The sequence below is a fragment of the Streptococcus suis genome (assembly GCF_002960425.1).
GTDB lineage: Bacteria > Bacillota > Bacilli > Lactobacillales > Streptococcaceae > Streptococcus > Streptococcus suis_S.
Map to the genome: position 1 here is coordinate 191,773 of NZ_POIZ01000087.1, position 17,249 is coordinate 209,021.

Sequence of the window (17,249 nt, forward strand, 5' to 3'; positions counted from 1 at the left end):
GACGTGAACAGTATGAATTACAAGCGGATAGGGATATGATCCATTACTTGGTCAAAGAAGAATTGGCCTTGATGGACGATGTCAGAGAATTTAATTACGTTCGCTTTATGGAAAAATACGACTTAAAAACCACGGTCAATGAGACTATGGTGATTGAGGAGTTTAATAATTTAGTCAATTAAAAAATACGTGCACGCCCACCGCACGAAAAACGGGCAAGAGTTTGTTTTATGAAAAAGTTTCTATATTCTAGCTTACTTTTGTTATCAGTTGCTACTTTAGCAGCTTGCTCTTCATCATCTGAAAGTGCAACGAGTTCTTCGTCAGCGACATCAGAGAGTACTACTGTTCAAGATAACACACCGACAGAGTATAAAAGCGCTCTAAAAAGTGCCGAAAGATACTCAACAATGATGTACATGTCAAAACAAGGTATTTTTGATCAATTGACTTCCGAGTACGGTGACAAATTTACTGCAGAAGCTGCGCAATATGCCGTGGATAATCTCAAAGCAGACTACAATAATAACGCCTTAGTAAAAGCGGAAGAATATTCGAAAAATATGTACATGTCAAAACAAGGCATTTTCGACCAGTTAACATCAGAACATGGAGAAAAATTCACCGCCGAAGAGGCGCAATACGCAATCGATAATCTCAAAGCTGACTATAACAATAATGCTTTGAAGAAAGCTGAAAGTTACCAAAAAGAAATGTCAATGTCTCCAGAAGCTATCCGCGAACAACTTATTTCAGAATACGGAGAAAAATTCACTGCCGAAGAAGCTGACTACGCAATCGCAAATTTGAAATAAAACAAAAAATCCCTACACTCTCCGCCGGCAAGCTTGAGTGTAGGGTAAACTAATAAGCAAAGGCTAGCTATTCAGCAGAACCTTTTGCGTATTCTAATTATATCATGTATGCGACAAATGTAAAGGGTCAGAATAAGCTTGGAGACCGAAAGATTGAATTTGCTCGATGTTTATAACCATTTGGAACTCTTCTTGCCCAGGAACCATTTCTGGAGGGGCATTTAAATTCATTAAATCGAATTTTCTATAAAAGTCAAAGGCATCAACTAATGCAACAAGATAAAGACCACCAATTGGGACAGATTGATGGATAGTTAGAGCCATTTGAAAAGCGGTTAATAATAACTGAGTCCCATACCCTCGATTTTGATAATTTCGGTCAATCCCGATTGCGTTCACAACAAGCACTGTGTAATTTCTTTCTTTAAAGAATGAAGTACTCAATTCATCTAAACCTAATGAGATGAAACCATAAATACGGTTATTATCAGCGATTAACAACAATCTCTCTGTCTTCTCAGTGTTTTTATCATTCAACCTTTTTATTAAATAGCGATTGATTTCAACATTGCCACAATTAAAAAGCGAGGAGGCATTCAATAAATCTCCTCCCCAAAATCTATAATCAATTAATTGTATCACTTAAATCCGTTCCTTTAAAAAGTGGATGAGACTTAGCTTTCTGCACCCTTTCAAAAGCCTCTTTTGATGGATTAGGTTTAGCAGAAAGTAACGCGATCAACTTCTCTTCGTCACGTATGATAATTTCAGTCGTTCTAGTAAGTACTGCCATAATTACCCCTCCTTTTCTATCATTATCTAACATTTTGGTAGAAAAGTCAATAAATGTTAAGAACATTTTAAAATCACATAATGCGTTCATTTTATCAAAACATAAACTTTTGTACATTCATCTTGCCTGTCGAATACACAAAAGGAGCATAAAATGAATATAAAACAAAAAACAAAGAAAAACGGTCAGACTGTCTACCAAACCAGCCTATACCTTGGAGTTGATAGTGTTACAGGTAAAAAAGTCCGCACCACTATCACCGCACGAACAAAGAAAGAGGTGCAATTAAAAGCCAGACAAAAACAAGCTGAATTTGAACAAAAAGGCGGAACAGTTTATCAAGAAGTCAAGATAACCTACTTCCACGAACTCCTCGATATGTGGTTTGACACCTACAAACTCGGTAAGAAAGAAAATACCATCCTAGTCTTTAACAATATCAAGAAAAATTACATACTACCCACCCTAGGAAATTTAAAACTAGACAACATTACCACACTTTTACTCCAAACCACCGTCAACCAATGGGCGATAAAATCCCACCAAAAACAATTCAGCAACAACAAGAAGAATGGAGTCTATCAAAATTACGCTATCATCTTCTCATACATTAAAAAATACTGACGTACGCAGTTAAACTAAATCTCATTCAAGAAAATCCTGCCACCGCTGTCGAAGTTCCACCAATTCCAAAACTGGAAAGCAATAAAAAACTGTACTTCACAGATGACGAACTAAGAAAAATTCTAGCCTACCTAGATGAACATAACAGCAACTACACTGAAAAATTCATGAACACCCTTATCAAACTCTTGCTAGCCACAGGACTGCGAATCAGTGAAGCTTGTGCCCTGGAGTGGACAGATATTGATTTCAAAGAAAAGACAATCGCCGTCACTAAGACATTGAATAACAAGGGAGAAGTGAACTCCCCCAAAACCAAAGCCAGCAATCGCATTATCGACATTGATAATTCGACGACCGCTATGCTTACCACATTCAAAAAAGAGCAACAAAAAGAGGCTATGAAGTTTGGTAAAAGAGAAAAGACGGTATTTTCCACAATTACAAAAAAATACCCAAATAGACAAACAATCAGACGAATGCTCTATGCCTTTTTGGAAACGGTTGGTGTAGAGCAAGCTGGATACCATGCTTTCAGACACACTCATGCCAGCTTATTGTTGAATGCAGGGGTTCAATACAAACAACTTCAACACAGATTAGGTCATGCAAAGCTAGAAATGACTATGAATATATATGCTCATTTATCCGAAGAAAGCTTAAAAGAGACAGCTTCTGTATTTGAACAGAGGATGGCTTTGCTAAAATTGGGGTAGTTAAAAGGGTAGTATTTTTTTAAAAACGTTTTTTTAACAAGCAAGAATGCCTTAATAGAGCTATTTTTGAAGTATACATTTCACATTTGTGATATAATGAACATATGAAAAAAAACGTGATGATTATAGGCGGAGGGATTGTCGGCTCAACAGCCGCCTTCTACCTCTCCCAAGATGAAACTATCAACCTCACCCTCATTGACCACGGTGTCGGCACCGCTACCCGTGCTGCTGCTGGGATTATCTGCCCTTGGATGGCTCAAAAGAAAAATAAAGATTGGTATAAACTGACTTCCGAAGGCGCAGTCTTCTATCGCAAATTAGTCGCAGATTTAGAGGCTACTGGAGCCAAGGATATTCCTTTCAAGCAAACTGGAACAATCGGCTTGAAGAGCAAGCCAGAATTGCTAGAAAAAATCCAAAAGATTGCGGAAGACCGCCGAGTTGACACTCCAACCATTGGTCAAATTACAAGCTTGCAAGGCGAAGAAATCAGCGATTATCTCCCACCGCTCAAACCAGACTTTTACGGCATTCATTTAGAAGGAGGCGGCCGTATCGATGGTGGGCGTTTGATTGACATTTTGCAAGAAGAAGTTTTGAAAAATGGCGGAGCGCGTCTACAAGGACAAGCAAAACTGCTAGACGCTCACACTATCCAACTAGATGGACAAGAGCTGACAGCCGACCACATCATCCTGGCTACAGGTGCCTGGCTACCACATATCCTAGAACCTCTTGGTTATCAGGTGGACGTCCGACCACAAAAAGGACAATTGTTGGAATTAGACACCCAATACGACACTAATAACTGGCCAGTCTGTATGCCCTATGGGCAAATTGACATCTTGCCTTTTGAAAATGGTAAAATCATTGTTGGAGCTACACACGAGGATGATATGGGTTATGACCTGACACTTGACCCGGAAAAAGTCCAAGCTATGCAAGATAAGGCTGCTGAATTTATGCCAGACCTAGCCAACTATTCCGTTGCCAGAACACGGATCGGAACCCGTGCCTACACTTCAAACTATGCACCCTTTTATGGCAATATCGGAGACATGAAGAATGTTTGGGTTGCTAGCGGTCTAGGCTCCTCTGGTTTGACAAATGGTCCATTCATCGGCTGGCAAATCGCTCAAGAAATTTTAGGGAAGGAAACCAGTTTCGACCGTACAGCCTATTCACCTAATAACTATATACAAAAACTATAATATAGCTAAAAGGCCACTCATTCTGAGCAGCCTTTTTATTTACTGTTTCCTTTTTAAAAATGATGAAGCCAATAACCAGTAACTCATTAAGCCCGTCACTAAGAGAGCAAAAACAGCCAAATAAGGCAAGGAAACATGGCTACTCTCCATTTCATCTTTTGAGTCTATCATTACTTTTACTAGTTTTTCCTGTGTAGATGTATCTTGTTGTTGGGACAGTGTACTTCCAATTTTAGCAAGGCTAGCATCTTGTTGTCCATCTACTGTTTCATTTTTGAAAATCATCTCATCATGGCTTACGAAATGCCTGCTATAATTTATAAGTTCGAATCTAGTAGATTCTTGAGAGGCTGTTTCCAAATGATTTAAATGTTTTAACTGAAGAGAAGGAAATTCATTATCATTAACACTAGTTATCACATGAACTGTCTCCGCCATCCTATTCCTTGATTCACTTACATTTTCTATTTTTGTATCTTTCTCTTTGATAGTACTGCTAAAAATTGAAATGTATCCTACTTGAAAATCATGTCGAACTGAATCACCATGAATGAATAGATGAGCTAAAGGCAAGTCATATTTAACTGAGTCACCATGAATAGATAGATGACCTAAGGGCAAATCATATCTAACTGAATCACCATGAATGGATAGATGCCCTAAAGGCAAATCATGTCGAACTGAATCACCATGAATGGATAGATGACCTAAAGGCAAATCATGTCGAACTGAATCACCATGAATAGATAGATGACCTAAGGGTAAGTCATATTTAACTGAATCACCATGAATAGATAGATGACCTGAGGGCAATTCGTGTCGAACTGAGTTTCCATGAACAATAAGATTCTCAAACGGTCTATCGTAAGCTAGAGCTTGCCCAACAGATTTCATGGGAATCCGTAAACTTTGCAGAGCGGACTGCAGGACTTCAGTCAAAACCTGCTTGTCCCTAACTTGATTGATTTGCTTCAAACCTTCAAAATATTTTTCTTCAATTAGGGCAAGATAAGACCTTTCTTCCTTCTCCGAAAAACCCTCTTGATCACGAATAGCTTGGTGTAAGACTAATTTAGCTTCAGAAAGCTTCTGTCTGGCAGTCTGTTTTTCATCTTCCAATCCATTGAAATAAGTTTCCCAGTGCTTCCTACCAAGATTGATGGTATGAACGTAGTCCAAGTGTGAACCAAAAGAATTTCTGACAACATTATTATTCAGACGAGGATTTCCAGAAGTATCCTGAGTAATACCCATTCGTTTCAAGCCAATGGGACCATGCTGATCATCAGAATCCGTAATGTAAACCGCACGAATTTGCCCTTTATCATCATACTCTGCTCCCCATACCGTTACAATATGAGTAGTCGTCCCAAAGGTTCTATAGGACAGGCCAAGCAAGCTTTGATTTTCTAAGTTGGTTCGAACCAAATTCCCAAAATAGCGGTAATCTCCACTAAACATTCGGTCAGTCAGCTTTTTCTCGTGAAAGACCTCATGGAAAAAACCACCCCGTTTATCTGGCACTAAATCTGGATTTTCTAAATTGACCCCTCCATGATTTTTAGGGGAATAGCCATTGATAAATAAGTCCACCAAAGCATCAGACACAAAGCCATTCAAGCGGTGCCCATAGTAGGTCTTGAAAAGGTTAAAAATACGGCTATTTTGTTGGTCTTCAAAAGAATTTGGATAGCGTCGTACATCCGTCAAAGGATAATCTTGCTGATTTTCTGCTGAACTATATTTTTCCTCAATGAAACGCTGAACATAAGGACCATTCTGTTCCAACCACCAATGCAACATATTAGAAGAAACAGCAGCAAAACACAAGTTCAAATCTTCTAAGGAAGCATCCAAGCTCTTATTTGCATCATAATAACCCTTTCCGGCTTCATAAGGCATGGTATACTCAATGAATTCTCCCGTTACTTCTTTTTTAAAATCACCGCCTTGCCCCATGCTAGGAGGCGTTATACCTTGTGCCCAAATAATTTCTCTGTACTGACCATCTTCGCTAGTATAAAGACTGATAGGCTGTTCAACCACATCTTTCTGGACTGCTACTGGTAGATTAGAAGGGAGGCTACTATCTTCGTACTCAGGGATGGCCATCGTTTCCAAGTCTGCACGGATTTCGATACTTGTAGGATCTAAAAGCTGTTCAACATTCGGTTCAAGCAACTCATTTTCCTGCTCAGAAGGGGCTATTTCATTCTCACTAGCTTGAGCTAGGTTGTCACTTCCTACTACAATATTCAGATCTGTAAGCGCGCCATCATTCTCTTGCTCTTCTTCTGCCTCCTCTATGATTTCAATCACATGTGGAACCAAGCCTTCCTCCACCTGGACAGCTTCTCCTTCCAAAGCAGAAATCATTTCTGCCTTGGCAGATAGAGTAAATTGATTGGTAAGAAAAAGAAAAGCTACTGGAACTAAACCAACTGCTAGTTTTCTCAACGAAAAACGAATGTGAATGCCCATATGTCCATCTCTTTCAACTTATTCACCTTATATTATATCAATACAATTTGAATTTTGCAAAATCATACCATATATTAAAAAAGCCTATCATTCAAGCTAAGGAGCTTGATAGAATAGGCTTTTTCTTTATACATTATTTTACAGTGCGGATACGCATAGTGTTTGTTGAACCAGCAACACCTACTGGAACACCTGCAACGATAACAATATCATCGCCTGCTTCAACCAAACCTTGCTCTTTAGCAACACGCTCAGCCAAGTCAAACATATCATCTGTAGAAGCTGGTTTCTCAGTCACAACTGGAATGACACCCCAGTTCAACATCATTGATTTTTGAACTTTTTCAGTGAAGGTTACAGCCAAGATGTCTGAATCTGGACGGTATTTAGAGATAGCACGTGCTGAATAACCAGTTTCAGTAACTGTTACAACCAACTTGATATTCATTGAGTGGCAAGCATCCTTAACTGCTGATGCAACAACCTCTGTCTTAGAAGCACGATTGAAGTTATCTGAATTCAAACGACCGTATTCGTTCAAAAGAGTTTGTGCATTCTTAGCGATTGCTGCCATTGTACGAACAGACTCAACTGGGTATTTACCGTTTGCAGACTCACCAGAAAGCATTGTAGCATCAGTACCGTCGATAACAGCGTTAAAGACGTCTGAAACTTCTGAACGAGTTGCACGTGGTTTTTCAGTCATTGTTTCCAACATGTTTGTCGCTGTGATCACTGCTTTACCAGCCGCATTCACTTTCGTGATGATCATTTTTTGATAAACTGGAACCATTTCAAATGGAACTTCGATACCCATGTCACCACGAGCAATCATGATACCATCTGAAGCTTCAATGATTTCATCAATGTTGTCGATACCTTGTTGGTTTTCGATTTTTGAGAAGAGTTGAACGTGCTCATTACCTGTTTCTTTAAGGATGTTACGCACTTCTTCTACGTCTTTTGCAGAACGAACGAATGAAATAGCGATAAAGTTCAAACCTTGCTCCAAACCGAAACGGATGTCAGCGTTATCACGATCTGCAAGCGCTGGGAAAGGAATTTTAGTGTAAGGGATGTTTACACCTTTTTGTTTAGCAATAACGCCGTCGTTTTCAACAACTACTACAAATTCACGTTTTTCAGCATCTTTTTCAACAACAGTCAAGCCAAGCTTACCATCGTCAACAAGAACTTGTTTACCAACTTCAACATCATCAAAGACATCCAAGCCACCAGCAACGTTCAAAGCGATTACTTCGCGAGTTGACTTGATACCTTGCTTAGTTGCAACACGGATTTGCTCACCAGTTGTGTAAGCAAACTCTTTAGCTTCACCTTCAAACAATTCTGTACGGATTTCTGGACCTTTTGTATCCAACAAGAAACCAACTTTTTTACCAGCGATTTCTTCTGCACGACGTACAGTCGCCATACGATCACCTTGCTCTTGGTGGTCACCATGTGAGAAGTTGAAACGGAATACGTTAGCACCTTCAGTAATCAATTGGGCAATATTTTTTGCTGAAGCTTCAACATCTAGTTTTTCACCCCAGTAACCATCTTCACCGAATTTTTTACCGCCACGGATTTCTACCGCAGGACCAAGGGTTGCAACGATTTTTACACGTTTATTCATCTAACAAAAACTCCTTTTAAATATACTGGTCTTATGACCCTAGTTAACAAATGTATTCAGAAATTAGAACGAGATTTCTCTGTTCAAGGTAGCAAGACCCAAGTCAGCCTTGTGTGGGTTGTTGACAATGATCTTACCATCTTCTGTCAAGCTGAACAAAGCTCCTTCTTCAGCTGTACCAAGGATTGGGTTTTCAACCATTTGCTCATTACGAATACCTACAGCAAGACCACCGCGTCCTTCTTTGAGCAATTTAACAGCGTGAGCACCCATGCGTGAAGCAAGGACACGGTCACGCGCAGTTGGTGAACCACCACGTTGGATGTGTCCAAGTTCCGTTACACGAAGATCGCTCACATCACCTGCAGCTTTCAATTCTGCCGCGAATTGGGCAGCTGGCATCACACCTTCAGCCAAGACAATGATGCTGTGTTTCTTACCAGTTTCGTAACCTTGTTTGATTTTAGCAACAACATCTTTAATGTCAAAGTCTTCCTCAGGAACAACAATGACATCCGCACCAGCAGCGATACCTGACCAGAGAGCGATATCACCTGCATGACGACCCATTACTTCGATAACAAAAGTACGACGGTGACTTGAAGATGTATCACGAATTTTATCAATAGCATCCATGGCTGTTGTAACAGCAGTATCAAAACCAATTGTGAAATCAGTACCAACGATATCGTTATCAATAGTACCAGGTACACCAACAGCTGGGAATCCATGCTCTGTCAAACGCATGGCACCGTGGTAAGAACCATCACCACCGATAACAACAACACCTTCAATACCGTGTTTTTTCAACTGCTCAATCCCTTTCAGTTGGCCTTCCAACTTGGCAAATTCTGGGTAACGAGCAGAACCAAGGAAAGTACCACCACGAGAGATGATGTCACCTACTGAACGGATAGTCAATGGATGAATATCACCAGCTACCATACCAGCGTAGCCCTCATTGATACCATAAACTTCCATTCCTTCTGAAATTGCTTGGCGAACAACTGCACGGATGGCAGCATTCATACCAGGGGCGTCACCACCGCTGGTCAAAACACCAATACGCTTCATTTCATTTGCTCCTTTTACATTTCAATTTAACTGCCTTATTATAACACACTTAGGCAGAACTTGCTTGACTTTTTGCTATTTTTTACCGAAAAACCGTTTTCATGGCAAATTCTCTTAACTCTTCCTCTAATTGAGGCGTTTTCATAACCTTAAAATGCTCTGCTCGGATGGTCTGATTGGAATCTTGGTAATGGAGAATAACCGGAATGTTTCCCTTATATTTTTCCAAAATCCGAGCAACCGCATGGTCATGCTCCTTATTTTCCAACAAAATCCAAAATTTTTCCAGACTAACTGGTTCCATCTGTTCCAAGACTAACTGCAAGTGGCCATCCCGTTCCTGAACCCGGCCCGTTATATAGCTAATGGTCCCTTCTCTCAGGTCTTGAGAAAATTGACGATAGCTTTCTGGAAAGAGCGTCACATCCAGCTTTCTCTTGGTATCGGTTACCTGGAGAAAGGCCATCTGTTCACCCGTTTTCTTGGTCCGAATCAAGCGGATGGATTGAATTTGTACCAGGATGGTCACCCGACTAGCTACCATTAGATCAGCTAGGTCTGTAAGAGCTCGCTTGGACTCACGGCAGATTTTGACCAAGGGATGTGGACTAATACCAACTCCCAACAAGTCCTGTTCCAATTCGAATTTTTCAGCCTCACTAAAATCCTCTGCCTCTGTCCAGCTATAATTTTCCTCCGCAAAAAAGGTCCCAAATGCCTCAGCAAAAACAAAGAGATTGTCTAGGTTTTCTAAAATTTTCTTTCTATTGCTTTCAAACTCATCAAACAAACCGATTTGAATAAGAGGGAGCAAGAGTTCTTTCTTCTTATAATTGTCAGGAAGTTTCAAGACAAAATCTTCCACAGACTTGTATGGCCGTTGGTCCAGTATCCAGAGGGCAAAATCCTTGGGTAGGCCCTTCAAAGTTTTTAAGCCTAGAAAAATCTGGTCCTTGTCAAACTTATCATAGTAGGGTACGGTATTGATAGATAACTTGGCAATTTTAAAGTCAAATTGCAAGGCATCCTCGATGTAAGCACTGCTTGAATGATTGAGCATGACGTCAAAGAAGACATCTGGATAATGGCTCTTAAAGTAGGCCATCTGAAAGGCTAGGGCCGAATAGGCATAGGCATGACTGCGGTTGAAACCGTAGCCTGCAAACTTGGCCATCATGGCAAAAATTTCTCTGGCCTTTCCTTCCTCATGCCCCCGCTCACGCGCACCTGCCAGAAACTCGTTTTCCATGGCCTGCATTTCTTGGGCATTTTTCTTGGACATGGCCCTACGAAGCAAGTCGGCTTTCCCCAATGTAAAACCTGCATAGACCTGAGCTATCTGCATAACCTGCTCCTGATAGAGCATGATGCCGTAGGTCCCTTCCAAAATCGGTGCAATGGATGGATCCAGCAGGTCAATTCTTTCCTGCCCATGTTTGCGTTTGACAAAATTATCCGAGTAATCACTGGCACCTGGGCGGTTCAAACTGGTGGTGGCTACCACATCCTCAAAACGCTCTGGGCGAACCCGTTGTAGAAGGCTAATGGCACCCGGTTGTTCAAACTGGAAAATCCCCTTGGTCTTACCTGCCGCAAAAAGTTCCAAGGTTTTTCTATCTTCTAAGTCGATTTGAGAAATGTCGATTTCTTTCTGGTAGCGCTCTCGAACCCCTTCTGCCATTTTTTGCACAAATGTCAGATTTCGCAGACCAAGAAAGTCCATCTTGAGCAAACCATTGGCCTCTACTGCATGGGCATCATACTGGGTCACCAGCATATCATCACCCATTTTCAGTGGAATGGTATCAGTCAAATCCTCGTCGCTCATGACCACACCGGCTGCATGAATAGAAGTCTGACGTGGTTGTCCCTCGATCTGCTGGGCAATGGCAAAGGCTTTTTGGTACTCGATTTTACTATTGATAATCTGCCGGAAGGCTGCGTTACGTTGATATGCTGATGAAAGATTATCCTTAAATGAGATTTTCTTGGTAATATTGGTCAACTCATACTCAGGTGTCCCAAAGCGTTTGAAAACATCGCGGATGGCCTGCTTGGCACCAAAGGTCGAATAGGTCACGATCTGGGCAGCGTGGGTCGAACGGTAGCGATCCCGCACATAACGAATAAAGTCAGAGCGATGGATATCTGGAATATCAATATCAATATCTGGCAAAGTGTAACGTTCCCTATTTAAAAAACGTTCAAAGAGCAGCTGGTGTTTAACGGGGTCAATGCCCGTAATATTCAAGGCATAGGCAACCAAGCTACCGACCGCAGAACCACGTCCCATGCCCATATAGTAGCCCTGGCTACGTCCAAAGCGGAGCAGGTCCCATACAATCAGAAAATAATCATCAAAGCCCATCTCATGAATAATGGACAACTCTCTTTCCAAGCGTTCCTGATAGACAATTCCTGTCAAACCTTTTTCTTCCAAGCCCTGATAGGCTTTCTCCTGCAATTCTTCCACCGCAGGTCGCTCACGGTTGAAACGAGGTAACTTCAAGTCAGTGTTTAATTGGTAGGAAATACCTGCTACCAAGTCACGCAGATTGTCTACCGCCTGAGGAAAGCGACTGGAAAATAGACTGGTCAGGCTATCCGCCGATAAGAGGATTTGCCGCTTGTCTATATCCGCCACTTGATTGAGTGGTACATTATCCCGAATGGCATGAAGAACCTGCAAACTCTCCAACTGGTTCTCCTCGAAAAAACGAACCGTATGGATGGGCAGAATAGGGCCATGAAAATCTTGAACAGGTGTATCCCTAGTCACTCCAACATAATAATCCAGCCCAATATCCAGCTGCTCAATCCCTGAAAAATAGGGAATGATGATAGCGATATCCACTAAATACTGGCGAATAGCTTCAAAGTTATCCTGTCCAGTCATTTTTGCAGTCGATATTTTCAAGAGATTTCGATAGCCCTTGGTGGTCAAGGCAATCAACTGAGTTGTCAATTCTCGCTCCCGCCCCTCCAGCTGCCAGTCCAATTCACAACCGATGACTGGCTGTATTCCCGCTTTCTGACAAGTTTCCATAAAACTGTAGGCTGCATACAGACTATTCCTATCCATAATCCCCAAGGTTTGATAACCTAAAGACTTGGCTCTCTTCACATAATCTTCTATCGTCACCATGCTATCCATAAAGGTATAGACGGTTTTAGTATCAAGTTGTGCTAGCATGGTCTTCTCCTTATTTATTTCTTCTATTATAACAAATAATCTCGAAAAATATTTTGAAAGAAATTCAATCAAAAGACTTGCAAAATTAAATGTTTTATTGTATTATTAAGTTAAGACATAGGTATTGGCAGAAATGCCTAGAAAGGAAAAAGTTATGGCTTGGAAATTTGATAACAATATGCCCATATATATCCAAATCAGTAATACCATCAAATTACAGATTGTGACCAATCAACTAAAATCAGGAGATAAATTGCCAACCGTTCGTGACTTAGCTGAAACAGCTGGTGTCAATCCGAACACGGTGCAGCGAGCTCTATCTGATTTGGAGACAGAAGGATTTGTTTACTCAGTCCGCACCACGGGACGTTTTGTAACAGACAATCAGGAATTGATTTCACAGACCCGTCTGCATTTGGCACAGAAAGAATTAGAAAACTTTGTGACAAACATGTTGGATCTAGGTTTCAATCAAGATGAATTGACCCACCAGTTAGATGATTATTTGAAAGGAGTATCTTATGAGTAACGCATATACCCTTGTAGAATTGCAACAGGTTTCAAAATCCTACGGTGGAGCTGTTGCTCTAAATAATGTGAACTTGAAATTGACAGCTGGAAAGATTATCGGACTCTTGGGACCAAATGGTTCAGGTAAGACAACTCTTATCAAGCTCATCAACGGTCTATTGCAACCTGAATATGGTCAAATCCTTATCAACGGCCGTACACCATCACCTGAAACCAAGGCCATTGTATCTTATTTGCCAGATACAACCTATCTGGATGACAGCATGAAGGTATCTGATGCCATTCGATTCTTTACAGATTTCTATGCGGACTTTGATAAGGAACGCGCTCTTCATCTCTTGCAAGACTTAGGAATTGATTTGAACAGCCGCATGAAACACTTGTCAAAAGGGAACAAGGAAAAAGTTCAGCTAATCCTAGTTATGAGCCGACAGGCACAATTATATGTCCTCGATGAGCCAATCGGCGGTGTTGACCCTGCTGCTCGTGATTACATTCTAAAAACCATCGTCAACAATTATTCGCCGACCGCTTCTGTTATCATTTCCACTCACTTGATTTCAGATGTTGAACAGATTTTGGACGAAGTTGTTTTCCTACATTATGGCAGTGTTATTCGCCATAGCAATGTCGATGATCTCCGTATTGAAAGTGGGGAGTCTATTGACGAACTCTTCCGCCAAGACTTTAAGGCTTAGTTAGAAGGAGATAGATATGTTTAAGAAATTACTCAAATATGAATTTCAATCCGTTGGAAAATGGTATTTAGGAATTTATGCAGGTGCCTTAGCATTATCGGCTATACTCGGATTTTGGTTACAAGCACTGTCTATACGGACACAAGCAGGAAGTACAGAGCCTGGTGGTGCTGAAATGGTTCTTTTTGGAACTTCCTTCCTTACTTTTGGAATCCTTATTGCTGCCCTTGGCTTGTCAACCTTTTTCATGGTCATCAATCGTTTTAGAAAAAATGTTTATGGTCGTCAAGGCTACCTAACTATGACCTTACCAGTTTCAAGCCATCAAATTATCCTCAGCAAACTTGTAGCCTCATTAGTATGGTATTTGTTAGCTGCAATGACTACTATTCTTTCAATCGGTATCGTTTTGGCTGTTCTCATGCTTGGAACTGAAGAATTTATGATTCCTGAATTGCAAACTGTTATACAAGAATTAGACTGGTCTGTTCTTGTTGCACATCTATTTTACGCCTTGATTGAGTCAACAATGGGGATTTTGCTTATCTACTTCTCTATCTCTGTTGGGCAACTCTTCAAAGACCACCGACTACTGTTTGCTATTTTGACCTATATCGGAATTTCAATTGTAGTGGGTGTATTTGGTACTCTCATATATACCAACAACCTAGAGAATCTTTATAATTCAGCTCTACCATTATACCCAAGTCCTATCTTAGCCTTGCTAAATATCATTCTGGCCTTTGCCTACTATTTTGGTACACACTTTATCATGACCAAGAAATTGAATTTGCAATAAGAAAAAGCTCTTTGCCTGTCATTTCAGACATGGCCTAGAGCTTTCTTTTTACAGTTGATAGTTATTAGCTAGAATGTCAAGTAAATAAGCCTTTTCTTCTTCACTAGCAAAGCAAGCTAGTATTGCATTTCGGTTGAACTGATAAAATTCTTCTTTGCTTGTTCCAAAATGCTTTACAAACAGGTCATATTCTTTGTTCAAATTGGTATTTGAAACGGTTCGATTATCTGTATTTATCGTAATCTTTGCACCTGCTTTGACCAGTTGGTCATAGGGAAAATCTGCTAAGGAAGAGGCTGCTCCGGTTTGGAGATTGGAAGTCAGGCACATTTCAAGCGTTGCTCCGCTATTGACAAAAGCCTGAATAGCGTCAGCTTGACCGCTGAGAGCCGTTCCGTGTCCAATCCGTTTGATACCTAAAGCCAGAGCTTGGGCAACATTTGTCACACATCCGCACTCGCCGGCATGAAAAGTCATAGGATAGCCTAGAGATTGCGTAAATGCAATCAAGTCAGCCAGGTCTGCTGTTGGATAGTCTACCTCGTTTCCTGCAAAATCAAAACCAACTAGGCCTTGAGGGGCCAAATCTGCAATGGCTGAAAAGATTTCTCTCGTCTGACTTTGAGGAGTCTGTTTTAGACCACAGACTAAAAGTTTAGCTACAAGACCAAAGTCATTTTGCCCCTTTTTCATTCCTCGCAAGACCGCTTTCACCGCATCTAGGACACTTAAATCCTGATCAGTCGATAATTCGGGAGCAAAGCGGATTTCGATATAAAGAACACCATCCTTAGCAGCTTGTTCTATCAGGTCATAAGCCGCCAGTTCCAAGGCTGGAGCGGTCTGTAAAAGAGGACGAACAAAATCAAAGGTTTTCAAATAAGTTATCAGGCTATCCACCTTGCCCTCAATACTGACCAACTGACGTAAATCTTCATCCTTTTCTGGAATTGAAATTCCAGCCATTTGAGCAAGTTGGCGAATCATTGGCAAGGACAGGGAGCCATCCAGATGACAATGCAATTCTGTCTTGGCTAATTCTTGTACATTCAACATTAACAATCCCTCTTTCGTAAGTATATTGTTAACTATCATATCACATTTTAGATAAAACACAAGATATTTTTGATAGAAAATGAACTTTATCAACTTTCCATTATTCGTTTATGCAAGAAAAAAAGAACGATTTTCATCGTTCTTGCCATACGGAAGACATGGGATTCGAACCCACGCACGCTGTTACACGCCTACCGCGTTTCCAACACGGCCTCTTGAGCCTCTTGAGTAATCTTCCATATATGGAGCTGGTGGGAGTCGAACCCACGTCCAAACACCTGCTAACTTATTCGTCTACAACCATAGGTTATGTCTTGCTTTAACTTGGGCTCGATACATAACTCAAACCTAGACCAAGCGAGTTAGAAAATCTCTTTTGGAACTGCCTAACTCAATCCCAACGTAGCTTGTTATTTTAAGACCAATCAGCAAACACAAGCAATTCGCGACTGGTCACGCAGGCAGGTTATTAAGCTGCTAATGCGTAAGTGTTTGTATTTTTTGCAGTTATATTTAACTGGCATTTTTACATCTGCCGATGGGTTGCAGAACAAGCCTCATAATGCCTGTCGAATCCGTAACAACCCCTTAGGTTTGATACGAGAATTATTATAGCAGATTTTTTCATAAATAGCAAAGCTATTTTTTACAATTTCCTTACAATTTTAAAAAATTTTTGAAATATGGTACAATATGGATATGTATAAATTTTGGCAAAAAACAATTCAAGTATTAAGTATTGTTACACTTATTGGAACATTTATTTTTCTTTTTTGGTTATATCGTATCGGTATTTTAAATGACCAAAATGTGCTTACTGAATTCATCAAGGGACATGGAGCTTTTGGTAGTTTATCATTTTTAGCGATTCAGATTGTCCAGGTTGTCTTTCCAATTATTCCAGGTGGCGTTACTACTGTTGTCGGCTTTCTTGTTTTTAATTTTTGGTGGGGCTTTTTCCTGAATTATGTTGGCATTTCAGTCGGCAGTATCATTCTCTTCTGGATGGCTCGTCGCTATGGCAAAAAGTTCTGCTTGCTATTTATGAGCGAAGAAACCTTCTACAAGTATGAAAGCAAGATTGACAATAAGCGTGGTTATGATATTTTCTTCATTCTTTGTATGCTCTCGCCGATTTCACCTGCGGATGTTGTTGTCATGATTACGGGTTTAACCAGCATGAGTTACCGAAAATTTATCACCATCACCCTGCTATGTCGTCCATTTTCTATCGTTGCCTACAGTTTCTTTTGGATTTATGGCAGCCAATTTTTACAACAATTCTTACAATAAAAATGAGGCTGGGCAAAAACTAGCCAGTAAATAAAAAACACAGACAGATTGAGCTGCTTCTGATGAAATCCAGCCGTACTGTCTGTGTTTTTCTTTTTATCTCTATTATCTTGGACTAATTTCTTAGCCAATTTCGTTAGATTCATGCTCATTAGGAGGAATCCTATCTCAGTTTCAACCACTTTTTGACCTCTGACATGGACTCTGCGCACGCCAAAAACACCCTTCATCCTACCAAATACAGGTTCGACATCCACCTTGCGTTTGGCATAAATGCGGGCTCCCTCTTTACTTGTCAATTCCTCTTTGACTAAGTTCTTGAA

At 40.6% G+C, this 17,249-nt stretch carries 16 protein-coding genes, 1 tRNA gene, 1 other RNA gene and 1 pseudogene; 9 read left to right on the forward strand and 10 right to left on the reverse strand.

Annotated elements, in window-relative coordinates; all coding sequences use genetic code 11:
- Positions 1 to 35: 35 nt before the first annotated feature.
- Positions 36 to 182 carry a hypothetical protein gene (locus C1G57_RS10570; protein WP_419579766.1) on the forward strand — a complete coding sequence of 49 codons (147 nt, stop codon included), beginning with the start codon at positions 36 to 38 and terminating at the stop codon, positions 180 to 182.
- Positions 183 to 230: 48 nt separating this feature from the next.
- On the forward strand, positions 231 to 815 hold the full coding sequence (locus C1G57_RS10575; RefSeq protein WP_105114863.1) for an Ltp family lipoprotein: 585 nt from the start codon (positions 231 to 233) through the stop codon (positions 813 to 815).
- 102 nt (positions 816 to 917) lie between these two features.
- Here the strand turns inward: C1G57_RS10575 and C1G57_RS10580 are convergent, their stop codons facing one another.
- Positions 918 to 1,457 (reverse strand): GNAT family N-acetyltransferase, encoded by a 540-nt coding sequence (locus C1G57_RS10580; RefSeq protein ID WP_105114864.1) that lies wholly within the window; start codon positions 1,455 to 1,457, stop codon positions 918 to 920.
- Positions 1,441 to 1,608, reverse strand: a complete 168-nt coding sequence (locus tag C1G57_RS11170) for a hypothetical protein (RefSeq protein ID WP_161941156.1) — start codon at positions 1,606 to 1,608, stop codon at positions 1,441 to 1,443. Before C1G57_RS11170 ends, C1G57_RS10580 begins: the two co-directional genes overlap by 17 nt.
- Positions 1,609 to 1,761: 153 nt before the next feature.
- Here C1G57_RS11170 and C1G57_RS10585 point away from each other — a divergent pair, with 153 nt between their 5' ends.
- From C1G57_RS10585 to C1G57_RS10595, 3 genes are all read left to right on the forward strand, one after another.
- Positions 1,762 to 2,232: an N-terminal phage integrase SAM-like domain-containing protein gene (locus C1G57_RS10585; RefSeq protein ID WP_105114865.1), complete on the forward strand. Its 471-nt coding sequence runs from the start codon at positions 1,762 to 1,764 to the stop codon at positions 2,230 to 2,232.
- Between the two features lie 89 nt (positions 2,233 to 2,321).
- Positions 2,322 to 2,948: a site-specific integrase gene (locus tag C1G57_RS10590; RefSeq protein ID WP_269088099.1), complete on the forward strand. Its 627-nt coding sequence runs from the start codon at positions 2,322 to 2,324 to the stop codon at positions 2,946 to 2,948.
- Positions 2,949 to 3,052: 104 nt separating this feature from the next.
- Entirely contained in the window at positions 3,053 to 4,162 is a 1,110-nt protein-coding gene (locus C1G57_RS10595) for an NAD(P)/FAD-dependent oxidoreductase (RefSeq protein WP_105114867.1), read from the forward strand.
- Positions 4,163 to 4,201: 39 nt separating this feature from the next.
- Here the strand turns inward: C1G57_RS10595 and C1G57_RS10600 are convergent, their stop codons facing one another.
- From C1G57_RS10600 to C1G57_RS10615, 4 genes are all read right to left on the reverse strand, one after another.
- Positions 4,202 to 6,643 carry an IdeS/Mac family cysteine endopeptidase gene (locus tag C1G57_RS10600; RefSeq protein ID WP_105114868.1) on the reverse strand — a complete coding sequence of 814 codons (2,442 nt, stop codon included), beginning with the start codon at positions 6,641 to 6,643 and terminating at the stop codon, positions 4,202 to 4,204.
- 133 nt (positions 6,644 to 6,776) lie between these two features.
- Positions 6,777 to 8,282: a pyruvate kinase gene (pyk, locus tag C1G57_RS10605; protein ID WP_105114869.1), complete on the reverse strand. Its 1,506-nt coding sequence runs from the start codon at positions 8,280 to 8,282 to the stop codon at positions 6,777 to 6,779.
- A gap of 63 nt (positions 8,283 to 8,345) precedes the next feature.
- Positions 8,346 to 9,356 carry a 6-phosphofructokinase gene (gene pfkA / locus C1G57_RS10610; RefSeq protein ID WP_105114870.1) on the reverse strand — a complete coding sequence of 337 codons (1,011 nt, stop codon included), beginning with the start codon at positions 9,354 to 9,356 and terminating at the stop codon, positions 8,346 to 8,348.
- Positions 9,357 to 9,438: 82 nt separating this feature from the next.
- Positions 9,439 to 12,549, reverse strand: coding sequence for a DNA polymerase III subunit alpha (locus C1G57_RS10615; protein ID WP_105114871.1), 3,111 nt, complete (start codon positions 12,547 to 12,549; stop codon positions 9,439 to 9,441).
- A 154-nt stretch (positions 12,550 to 12,703) separates the two neighbouring features.
- Between C1G57_RS10615 and C1G57_RS10620 the strand changes: the two genes are divergently transcribed.
- Genes C1G57_RS10620 through C1G57_RS10630 form a run of 3 tightly spaced genes read left to right on the forward strand, consistent with a single transcriptional unit; the run spans position 12,704 to position 14,577 of the window.
- On the forward strand, positions 12,704 to 13,078 hold the full coding sequence (locus C1G57_RS10620) for a GntR family transcriptional regulator (protein ID WP_044689247.1): 375 nt from the start codon (positions 12,704 to 12,706) through the stop codon (positions 13,076 to 13,078).
- The gene (locus C1G57_RS10625; RefSeq protein WP_105114872.1) at positions 13,071 to 13,778 is read left to right on the forward strand and encodes an ABC transporter ATP-binding protein; all 708 of its coding nucleotides are present in this window, start codon (positions 13,071 to 13,073) and stop codon (positions 13,776 to 13,778) included. Before C1G57_RS10620 ends, C1G57_RS10625 begins: the two co-directional genes overlap by 8 nt.
- Before the next feature lie 16 nt (positions 13,779 to 13,794).
- Complete coding sequence (locus tag C1G57_RS10630; protein ID WP_105114873.1) at positions 13,795 to 14,577, forward strand: ABC transporter permease; 783 nt, start codon at positions 13,795 to 13,797, stop codon at positions 14,575 to 14,577.
- Between the two features lie 48 nt (positions 14,578 to 14,625).
- On the opposite strand, the gene add is transcribed toward C1G57_RS10630, so the two are convergent.
- From add to ssrA, 3 genes are all read right to left on the reverse strand, one after another.
- Entirely contained in the window at positions 14,626 to 15,633 is a 1,008-nt protein-coding gene (add, locus tag C1G57_RS10635) for an adenosine deaminase (RefSeq protein ID WP_105114874.1), read from the reverse strand.
- A 150-nt stretch (positions 15,634 to 15,783) separates the two neighbouring features.
- Positions 15,784 to 15,871: transfer RNA gene (locus C1G57_RS10640), tRNA-Ser, on the reverse strand.
- Positions 15,872 to 15,873: 2 nt separating this feature from the next.
- Positions 15,874 to 16,221: a transfer-messenger RNA gene (gene ssrA, locus C1G57_RS10645) on the reverse strand.
- 111 nt (positions 16,222 to 16,332) lie between these two features.
- Between ssrA and C1G57_RS10650 the strand changes: the two genes are divergently transcribed.
- Complete coding sequence (locus C1G57_RS10650; protein WP_105114881.1) at positions 16,333 to 16,926, forward strand: TVP38/TMEM64 family protein; 594 nt, start codon at positions 16,333 to 16,335, stop codon at positions 16,924 to 16,926.
- Between the two features lie 115 nt (positions 16,927 to 17,041).
- On the opposite strand, the pseudogene C1G57_RS10655 reads toward C1G57_RS10650, so the two are convergent.
- Positions 17,042 to 17,249 (reverse strand): annotated as a pseudogene (locus C1G57_RS10655) (transposase); the annotation flags it as partial.